9 protein-coding genes are annotated in these 10,000 nt (G+C 47.2%); 2 read left to right on the forward strand and 7 right to left on the reverse strand.

Annotated elements, in window-relative coordinates:
- The 7 genes from LDL40_RS02515 to LDL40_RS02545 form a co-directional block, all read right to left on the reverse strand.
- Window positions 1-915: sodium/solute symporter (locus LDL40_RS02515; protein WP_300993475.1), on the reverse strand; the 915-nt coding region annotated here is incomplete at its 3' end.
- A gap of 120 nt (window positions 916-1,035) precedes the next feature.
- Window positions 1,036-2,679 (reverse strand): BatD family protein, encoded by a 1,644-nt coding sequence (locus tag LDL40_RS02520; protein ID WP_300993477.1) that lies wholly within the window; start codon window positions 2,677-2,679, stop codon window positions 1,036-1,038.
- A complete protein-coding gene (locus LDL40_RS02525) occupies window positions 2,673-4,496 on the reverse strand; it encodes a VWA domain-containing protein (protein ID WP_300993479.1) in 1,824 nt (607 codons plus the stop codon). The genes LDL40_RS02520 and LDL40_RS02525 overlap by 7 nt, the downstream gene beginning before the upstream one ends.
- Entirely contained in the window at window positions 4,486-5,478 is a 993-nt protein-coding gene (locus LDL40_RS02530; RefSeq protein ID WP_300993481.1) for a VWA domain-containing protein, read from the reverse strand. Before LDL40_RS02530 ends, LDL40_RS02525 begins: the two co-directional genes overlap by 11 nt.
- Window positions 5,478-5,936, reverse strand: a complete 459-nt coding sequence (locus tag LDL40_RS02535) for a DUF4381 domain-containing protein (RefSeq protein WP_300993483.1) — start codon at window positions 5,934-5,936, stop codon at window positions 5,478-5,480. The genes LDL40_RS02530 and LDL40_RS02535 overlap by 1 nt, the downstream gene beginning before the upstream one ends.
- On the reverse strand, window positions 5,923-6,864 hold the full coding sequence (locus LDL40_RS02540) for a DUF58 domain-containing protein (protein ID WP_300993485.1): 942 nt from the start codon (window positions 6,862-6,864) through the stop codon (window positions 5,923-5,925). The genes LDL40_RS02535 and LDL40_RS02540 overlap by 14 nt, the downstream gene beginning before the upstream one ends.
- A gap of 10 nt (window positions 6,865-6,874) precedes the next feature.
- Entirely contained in the window at window positions 6,875-7,828 is a 954-nt protein-coding gene (locus tag LDL40_RS02545) for a MoxR family ATPase (RefSeq protein WP_300993487.1), read from the reverse strand.
- Window positions 7,829-8,023: 195 nt separating this feature from the next.
- On the opposite strand from LDL40_RS02545, the gene fadI reads away from it, so the two are divergent.
- Together fadI and LDL40_RS02555 are read left to right on the forward strand one after the other, a co-directional pair.
- Window positions 8,024-9,334, forward strand: a complete 1,311-nt coding sequence (fadI, locus tag LDL40_RS02550) for an acetyl-CoA C-acyltransferase FadI (RefSeq protein ID WP_233009782.1) — start codon at window positions 8,024-8,026, stop codon at window positions 9,332-9,334.
- A partial coding sequence (locus LDL40_RS02555) for an enoyl-CoA hydratase-related protein (RefSeq protein WP_300993491.1) occupies window positions 9,334-10,000 on the forward strand: 667 nt, incomplete at its 3' end. The genes fadI and LDL40_RS02555, both read left to right, overlap by 1 nt.

The following is a 10,000-nucleotide window of genomic DNA, read 5'->3' on the forward strand; positions in this document are numbered from 1 at the left end:
AGGATCCTTAATTGGAGCCTGAGCCTGGTGTGTATAAGCTATACCAACAAAGCCTATAGCCATGGCACCTAGCAGCGAAATAATCATCCAGGACATACCTATGCGGCGAGCCACTTTAAATTCTGCTACGGAACGTATCGCCATAAAGCGCACTATAATATGCGGCTGACCAAAATAACCCAAACCCCAGGCCAATAAAGAAATAATGCCCAACGTACTGGTCCCTGTGAATAAATCCAAATGTCTGGGGTTTAGTTGTTCAATAGTGCTGAATACTTCATAAGGTTGTTCTAAAGCGCTAAAAGCGACGACCGGGACCATCACTAAAGCGATAAACATAATAATACCCTGAACAAAATCCGTCATACTGACTGCTAAAAAGCCGCCGAGCAGGGTATAAGCTATAACTACTCCCGCAGTTAAAAGCAGACCTAGTTGATAGTCCAGACCAAAAACTGAGTCAAATAACTTGCCACCTGCGACCATGCCTGAAGAGGTATACAAGGTAAAAAATACGACTATAACAACAGCCGAGACCAGGCGTAACATCCTGCTTGGATCGGCAAAACGGTTCTCCAGATAATCGGGCAGAGTGATTGAATCTTTTGCCAGTTCGGTATAGACCCGAAAACGTGGCGCCAGCAGAATATAGTTTAGGTATGCGCCAATCACTAAACCCACTGCAATCCAAATTTGCGATAGGCCTGCCGCATAGATAGCACCCGGAACCCCCATCAATAGCCAACCGCTCATATCGGAAGCGCCCGCTGATAAGGCCGTGACCGCTGGGCCTAATTTTCTGCCACCGAGCATATATTCGGATAAATTACTACTGGATTGACGAAAGGCATATAAACCTATTGCCAACATAGAAAGGAAATAAATGGATAAAGCTAATATGGTTCCCGTGGCCACTCTGGTTCTCCCGCTTTGTTATCGTTCTAGTTATAAATTGCCGGCATGCTACCAATAGCTTTCACTAACAGCCAGTTTTTTAAGGCAGACAACCCAGGTGTTGCTGCCAATGACTGTTTATTATTCAGGATATAGCTGAGGCAAGGCGGAGCCAGAAGCCGTTTTTTCCAGCGATAGCTCAGCCCAGGCAATCCATAAGGTTTTACCTTGCCAGCGTTGCTGCTCTTTTTGATAAAGCTGCTGATTCAGCAACTGCAGCTGTTCAGCAAAGTTATCATCTTTGCACCACTGAGCTAATTCGGTGAGTGATGCAGGAGTTCTGCCAAATTGTTGTTCCGCCCATGACATCAGCCACTGACGGGCTATGTTTGCGTCATTGTTATGGCAGGCATTTTGCAGTTTTTTGGGGTTGGCTCTGGCGCCCCCTGAATTACGGACTACAACTTTAGCTCCGGTAGTTTTTGTTGTTTTGAACACCAATAAAAGTATAACTGAACAGAGCCACAACAAGCTAAGCAGCCAACTGGTGTAATTCCACTGCCAGGGATTAGTTGCCGCGGTTTCTGCTAAAGTGGTTTGTGTCGGTGTCGCGGCTACAGCAACCGGACTTTGATGTGGCAACTCCGGATTGACCTGCACCGTCAGGCGTTTTTCCGGTAAAGTTGCATAATGGACTGACTTGGTTTTTTTGTTCCACCAGGCCAGCTTCACCTCAGGCAGTATTAGTTCGCCAGCTTTATTTGCCACGACTGCCATGCTAAAAACTTTTTGGGAAACCAAAGTGCCATTTCGCTCTGCTTGCTTGGCATGTGGTTGCTCTTTATATAGTTTTACTCCTTCAGGGGCTTCGAGTTGCAAATCAGGCAATTGATGTTCTGCCACATCCAGTGCCGTGATGGTAATGGTGCGGGTAACTGGTTCACCTTGAGTGAGCGTATCTGACGCAGGGCTCCATTCCTCATTCAGGCTGACTAAATCTGCAACTAACCATTCGCCGGGAAAATTAGCGGGTTTGGCTGCGACTTCTATGGTTAAGTCATTGGCTCTGGCGCTGATGGCTTTCGTTTGCGCAAAATAGTCGTACCGCCCGGAATTTCTATCCAGCATTTCGCCGCTCAATTCAGAACCTGGAATGACAAAAGTACCGCTGCGCTCCGGAATAACACGATAGGTACGGGTAAAAGTGCGATATCGCTCACCATTTACCAACTCTGTACCTTCTTTGTCTTTACCCAACTGCTCTATGCTCAGGCCATCGACTTTAGGCTCACTTAATGAACCGCGCTGTAAGTCACCCTGAAAAAATATTTTGACTTCCAGGTAAGCCAGTTGTTGCACATAAAGCGCGCTGCTGTCCAGGCTGCTTTGCAAAAACAACTGGCTATCCTTTGTTGATTGAGCTTGAGCTGACCCTTTCACAACTTCAACTTCGATAGGGGAGGAGCTGACATTATCAATTTCAAAAGATGGGATAATATAAGTACCAGTTTGTTTAGCTTTGAGCAGCAAACGCCAACTAGTGGTCCGGCTGGCCTGACCGTTGACTATTTGCATTTGTTGACCCAGCGAAGGGCCCTGCACAATAAAATCTTTATCCAGTACAGAGAAATCCGGTTGCTGCGCCACCTGATCATCAGCGACAAGTTCGAGCACCGCGGTTTCACCCAATAACAAGGGATTTTTATCCAGCGACACTTTTAATTCAGTCAAGGCCAGGGCTGGGCCAGACACTAACAGAAACAGGCATAACCACTGCTTTACCATTCTTCGACAACTCCGGCTGGTGGTTGATCATAACGACGTTTTTGGTATTCAATCGCCATCTTGCGACGTAATAACAAAGAAGGATCGTCTTGTACTTTGCGTAATAAATTATCCAGTTGCTGACTTTGTTCTGCATCAGCATTAGGCCAGGCTTCCGAAATTGCCTTTTGTTGTTTGGCTTGTTCAGCATCTTTGGCTTCTTCAGCCTGTCCAGCCAATTGCTGCTTTTTTTGCTGCTGTTGCTCTTGCTGCTGAGATTGACCTGGTTGCTGATCTTTTTGTGATGCGGCGTCATTGCCTTGCCCTTCAGCGGACTGTTCGGGTGCTTGTTGTGATTCTTGCTCATTAGACTGCTGTTTGGACTCTGAACCTTCACCTTGCTCAGTGGACTCTTTGCCTGATGGATCACCTTGCTGCTGATCTTTTTGTCCGCCTTCGCCTTTTTGCTGTTGTTGCTTCTGTTGTTCCAGCGCTTTTTTTACAGCGTCCAGATTCTGCTGGGCCTTGGTGAGTTCAGGGTTTTTCTTCAGCGCTTGCTGATAAGCCGTTATGGCTTCCTGATACTTTTGTTGTTGTGCCAGGCTATTGCCGAGGTTGTAAGACGCATCTGCTGTATCTAACTGGCGATAGGATTGTTCTGCAGCCGCATAGTCTTGTGCCCTGTATGCCGCATTACCTTTCCAGAGTGGGTCGTTAAAGTTTTGCCAGGCACTGTTGTAATCACCTTGCTGGTACGATTGCTGCGCTTTTTGTTGCTGTGTCTGCCAGAGATCTGTCCACTCGAAGGCTTCAGCTTTGGGCATGAGCAGCCCAAGTACTATTACCGTCAGAGCCCCGCGTTTATGCAACCACAAAGCGAGAGGCATTAACAACCAAACCAGATACACCGCATTGTCCTGCCATTGATCTCCAAACAACTTTTGGTCTTCTTTACCGTCAGTTTTTTTATCCAACGGTTGCAGCGCTAACAAGGCGGCTATATCACTGTCTTCGGAACCTGCTATAGCAAAGGCACCGGAGCGTAACTCTGCTAACTGCTGCAGCTGTGCCAGAGGAACGCGGGGTAGCACTATAGCGCCTTGATTGTCTTTAAGTAGTTCACCATTGCTCAGACGAATAGGGGCACCTTGAGTTGTGCCAAAAGCCAATACAGATAAACGATGCGGCCAGCTATCCATCAACTCACGTAAGCGAGAATAATCAGATGATGCGAAGCCGTCGGTAAAGAGCACCACATCACCCTGCAGATAACCCCCTTGTTTCAGCAACTGATCAGCCAGCAGCAATGCGGCTTCAAGGTTAGAACCCTGTACCGGCATAATATCCGGACTGAGTTCAGGCAATAACAACCGAACGTTATTGTGGTCCTGAGTTAAAGGTGAAATCACAAAAGCATCACCGGCAAAACTGACTAATGCGAGTTCTCCTTCCTTGACGCCATCAATATAATCCAGCGCTTTAAAGCGGGCCTGAGTCAGGCGATCTGGGGACAAGTCAGTAGCGCGCATCGACATCGACATGTCCATCAAAATCACTGTGGCTTTTTTCAGTTGGAACACTGGCTGGGGTAAACGCTGCCAACTAGGACCTGCCAGAGCAATAACGCTAATCAACCAGATCATCAATAACAGCCACAGTATAGGTTTTTGCTGTTGTGACGCAGGGACAATTAAGAGCTCTTTTTGCAAATGAGGTGCTATCCAATGTTGCCATGCGCTTTGAGGCTGCCGCAGTTTAGCGAACAGACCCCAAATCAAGAGCGTCGGAACCAATAACCAGAAATACTCTGGCCTTAACCAATGAAAATCAGCCCACATTTTTTAGTCTCCCAGGCCATCTGATTTGGCCTAAGGCTAGTAACACAGAACAAAATAATGCGGCCAATAAAGGCCAGTGCAACAGACTTTGCTGGGGACGATAGCTGATTTGATCCCGCTCTATAGGCTCTAACTGATCCAGCAGTTTATAAATTTGTGCTAATTCCGCCAAGTCGCGGGCTCTGAAGTATTTGCCGCCCGTTTCTTCTGCAATGCGGGTCAGCAGCACTTCGTCCAAATCCTGAGATGGGTTAATCAACTGGCGACCAAAAATGCTTTGCTGCACCATTTGCTCAGCGCCTACGCCTACGGTATAAATTTTAACTCCGGCGGCTTTGGCCAGTTGCAAGGCTTCTGTTGGTTGGATCACACCTGCCGTATTCGCTCCGTCACTTAACAGGATCAGCACTTTGTTTGAGGTTTCATAGGCATTTAAGCGTTTAACGGCCAAACCTATAGCTTCACCTATAGCGGTGCGTTCTCCAACTAATCCGCGCACAGCTTCATCCAGCATGGTTTGGATAGTGGTTAAATCATAAGTCAAGGGGGTTTGTTGATAAGCGGCATCACCAAATAATATCAGGCCTATGCGATCGCCTTTGCGCTGTTGGATAAAGTCACTGACGACTAGCTTCACTGCCTGCAGTCGGTCAATACTTTGGCCTTGATGCTGCATATCGCTGATAGCCATAGAGCCGGATAAATCCAGCGCTAACATGAGATCCCGACCTTGTTGAGGTAAAGTCACGGTTTCACCAAGCCATTTTGGTTGAGAGGCGGCCAGCACTAAGCAACACCAGCACAACAGTGCAAGCAAGGTTTTGAGCGAACGGGGCGCTCTGCTGACCAAAGCCGCGCTTTGGCTGCTGGCTTTCATCAAGGCTTTGTGTCTAAGCGGACTACCTTGTTGCTGAGTTTTGCGTCTTAGCAACAAAGGAAGAGGGAGCAGGATAAACAACCAGGGATAGCTGAATTCAAACATCAAAGCTGCTCCAGTTGTTTTGCAGTGACTTTCTTTAGCCATTGGTTAGTAAAATGCAAATAGGCTGCAAAATCAGTCTGACTGACTTCTGATTGGTACAGTAGTTTTTGCAGATCGGGCAAAGGCTGTTGTGGCAACTGGCTTTGTAAAAAGTCCTGCCATTGTTTCACTGGCGCAGATAATACCTGATGTCTGGGGTTATAACAGCGGATCAGACGTTTTAACAGTTCATTCAGCGCTGCACTCTGCTGGGGTTCTTTTATCAAACTCAACTCGGCTTTTGCCTGGCGTAATGGCAGATTTTTTTGCCACTGCCTCCAGAAAAAACGAAAGCAGTATGCCAGTAGTAAAATAATGAGCAAGCCTAGTAACCACCAACCAGGGGCGAGTGGCCAAAAAGTATTTAGAGCTGGCTCCTGAATATCAGCTAAAGCCAGTTGAGGTTCAGTGTTCGCCATAAGGCCAACTCCTGTTTAATTGTTCGATTAAAGGCAAAGCTGCGCTGATTTCTAAATAGCGGCAGTTCAACTTTTTTAAGTTCAATTGCAAGGCTTGTTGCCATTGGCTTTGCTGTTGTCGGTAGCTGTCTTTTAACACGGACGATCCTAAGTCCAGAGTTTTCAGCTCTAGCCCATCTGTGACCGCCGCCAAACCTGAAGCAGACAAAGGCAGTTGTAAATCCAAAGGATCGGTGATGTGAACACAACGGATTTCATTATGCTGACGCATTGCCTGCAAATGACGCAAGCCTTGAGCGTCAAGGCTACTGAAATCTGAGATCACAAAAATGAGAGCGCCCGGACGCGCTAAGCGTCGCATCAACCCTAAGGCATGGTTGATATTGGATTCTGCAGCCATGCCCTGAGATTGCTGTACTTTTACCAGCGCATTTAAATAGCGCAGCACGGCCTGACTGCGTGCAGCAGGTTTGAGTTCCAGTAATTGCTGCTCACTGAAGACCAGACCACCGAGTTTGTCGCCTGTCTCGCGGACATGCCAGGCTAATAAGGCAGCCATATGAGCAGCCTGCACAGATTTAAGTAGTAACTGAGTGCCAAAACGCATGGATTCAGACAAATCGGTCAGGATAAAAACCGGCCGCTCTTTTTCTTCACGGAATAATTTAGTATGGACTTTGCCGGTGCGTGCTGTGACACGCCAGTCTATGGTTCGTACGTCATCACCAGGTTGGTAATGCCGTACCTCATCAAACTCCATACCACGGCCTTTAGTTCGCGCCAGGTAACTGCCAGCCAACTTACTTTGAATGGCCATTTTGGGGGCCAAATCCAGCAAGGCATGATGGCGCTGATAGGCCAGCAGTTGCGGCAAATCCAAGTGAATGCCGTCTGTGGCCAGTTGTTCAAGCTGAAGTTGGAGATTCATCGAAAACACATCAGGCAACCGGAACCAGTTTTAAGATCTCTTTGAGTACATCATCCGTGCTTAAGCCCTGAGCTTCAGCATCGTAAGTTAAAATCAGGCGATGACGTAACACATTAAAAAATACCGCCTGAATATCGTCTGGTGTGACAAAGTCACGGCCTTCTAACCAGGCTTTTGCCCGTGCGCAACGCTCCAGCGCAATACTGGCACGTGGACTGGCACCATAAGCTATCCATTTAGCCAGTTGTTCGCTGTAAGCTTTGGCATTACGAGTGGCCATCACCAGTTGCACTATGTAGTTTTCCAGGCTTTCAGCCATATGCAGCTTTAATATGTCCTGACGGGCTGCAAAAATATCAGCCTGACTGATAGGGCTTAATTTGGCTTTGTCATGAGCTAAAGCTTCACCACGGGTTAAACGCAAAATAGCGAGTTCAGTGGCAGCATCCGGATAGTCGACTTTCAGATGTAATAAAAAGCGGTCCAGCTGAGCTTCAGGCAAAGGATAAGTCCCTTCCTGCTCCAGCGGGTTTTGTGTCGCCATCACTAAAAACAGTTCAGGCAGCGCGTAAGTTTTACGGCCTACGGTAATTTGTTTTTCCGCCATAGCTTCTAACAATGCCGACTGTACTTTAGCTGGTGCCCTGTTGATTTCGTCCGCCAGAATAATGTGGTGAAACAAAGGACCAGCCTGAAATTCAAATTGACCTGTTTCAGGGCGATAGATATCTGTGCCTGTTAAATCGGCTGGTAATAAGTCGGGAGTAAACTGAATACGGTGAAAACGACCTTCGACGCCATGGGCCAGTGCATTTACCGCGCGAGTTTTAGCTAAACCAGGCGGGCCTTCCACCAATAAATGACCATTGGCCAATAAAGCCAACAAAATACCTTCCGTCAGCGCATGCTGACCCAAGACCTGACTGTCCAGATAGTCTTTTAAAGCTGAGAATGCCTTTACCATAATACTCACTACTGTTTTTAAGTTGTTGTTTATTTTCCAAGCAGTTAGCTCAAAAAAAAGCTAGGCTAAGACCACTCGCCTTTATATAAGGTTCAACACCTTTTAAAACAAGTGTTTTAATTTGCCTGATCTGTGGTTACAATCAAATGATTTACAGGTCAGACCTGTCACGGTAAACACAAAAAGAGGACTTTTATGGCCGCGCCAATACAACTTACCACACGTCAGGGAGACCGTATCGCCATAGTGCGTGGTCTGCGTACTCCTTTTGCGAAACAAGCAACCGAATTCCATGGCATTTCAGCGCTGGAACTGGGCAAGCTGGTGGTCAATGAACTGCTGATCCGTAGCGAATTGTCGCCCAAGTTAATAGATCAATTGGTTTTTGGTCAAGTTGTACAAATGCCGGAAGCGCCAAACATTGCCCGTGAAATCGTATTAGGCACTGGCATGAATGTGCATACTGATGCCTTTAGCGTCACCCGGGCTTGTGCCACCAGCTTTCAGTCTGTGGTCAGTGTGGCCGAAAGTATGATGGCGGGGCACACTGAAATTGCTATTGCTGGCGGTGCAGATTCAAGTTCTGTGTTGCCTATCGGCGTTAGTAAAAAATTAGGCCGCGCTTTGGTCGATTTAAACAAAGCCAAAACCTTTGGTCAGAAACTGGCGATCTTCCGCCGTTTGGGCTTAAAAGATTTATTACCAGTACCGCCGGCAGTGGCTGAATACACCACAGGCTTGTCTATGGGTGATACGGCGGAGCAAATGGCCAAAACTCATGGTATCAGCCGTGCTGACCAGGATGCGCTGGCGCACCGTTCACACAGCTTAGCTGCACAAGCCTGGAAAGACGGCTTGTTAAAAGATGAAGTGATGGCCGCTCATATTGAGCCATACAAAACCTTCCTAGAAATCGACAACAATATTCGGATGGATTCCAAACTGGAATCGTACAGCAAGTTAAAACCAGTATTTGACCGTCAGTTTGGCACTGTCACAGCAGCCACCAGCACCCCTTTAACAGATGGAGCTTCTGCTGTACTGATGATGACGGAAAGCCGTGCTAAAGCTATGGGCTATGAAGTGCTGGGTTATATCCGTAGTTACGCTTTTGCCGCTATAGATGTCTGGGAAGATATGCTGATGGGCCCATCTTATGCGACTCCTATTGCTTTGGATCGCGCCGGTTTGAAGTTATCTGACTTAACCCTGATTGAAATGCACGAAGCTTTTGCCGCTCAGGCGCTGGCCAATATGAAAATGTTTGGCAGTAAAACCTTTGCTGAACAAAAACTGGGCCGCGCTGAAGCCATAGGTGACATTGATATGGCGAAATTTAACGTCATAGGTGGCTCTTTGGCTTATGGCCATCCTTTTGCGGCAACCGGCACCCGTTTAATTACTCAGACGTTAAATGAATTAAAACGCCGTGGTGGTGGTATAGGTTTAACCACAGCTTGTGCTGCCGGTGGTTTAGGTGCCGCTATGATTGTGGAGACTGAATAATGAGCCAGCCGACTTTTAGCTTAAGCATTCGCCCTGATCAGATTGGTGTGATCAGCATGGACGTGGCAGGCGAGAGCATGAATGTGCTCAAAGCTGCTTTTGCTGATGAAATTAAATCTTTGCTCAGCGAAATTAAAAACAATAAAGACATCAAAGGTTTAGTTATTATCAGTGGCAAGCCTGATTCCTTTATCGCTGGCGCTGATATTTCTATGCTGGATGGCTGTACCACAGCGCAGCAAGCCGAAGACATAGGTCGTATGGGCCAACTGGTGTTTAACCAGCTTGAAGCTTTATCTATTCCGTTAGTAGCTGCTATTCATGGCCCTTGTTTAGGTGGTGGTTTAGAGCTGGCGTTAGCCTGTCATGCCCGGGTTGCGACAACAGACAACAAAACTGTCTTGGGTTTACCTGAAGTACAACTGGGTTTATTGCCAGGCAGCGGTGGTACTCAACGTTTGCCTCGTCTGGTCGGTATTCAAAAAGCTTTGGATATGATTTTAACCGGTAAGCAGTTGCGTGCTGCTCAGGCGAAAAAAATCGGTTTAGTCGACGCTGTAGTCCCCAAAAGCATATTGCTGGAAGCCGCAGTGCAACTAGCGCTAAAAGGCAAACCAGCAGCTCGGGAAGTCAAACTGAACTTTGTCGGTAAAGTGCTGGAAAAAA

It is taken from the genome of Rheinheimera sp. (assembly GCF_020217005.1).
In the GTDB taxonomy this organism is placed as follows: domain Bacteria; phylum Pseudomonadota; class Gammaproteobacteria; order Enterobacterales; family Alteromonadaceae; genus Pararheinheimera.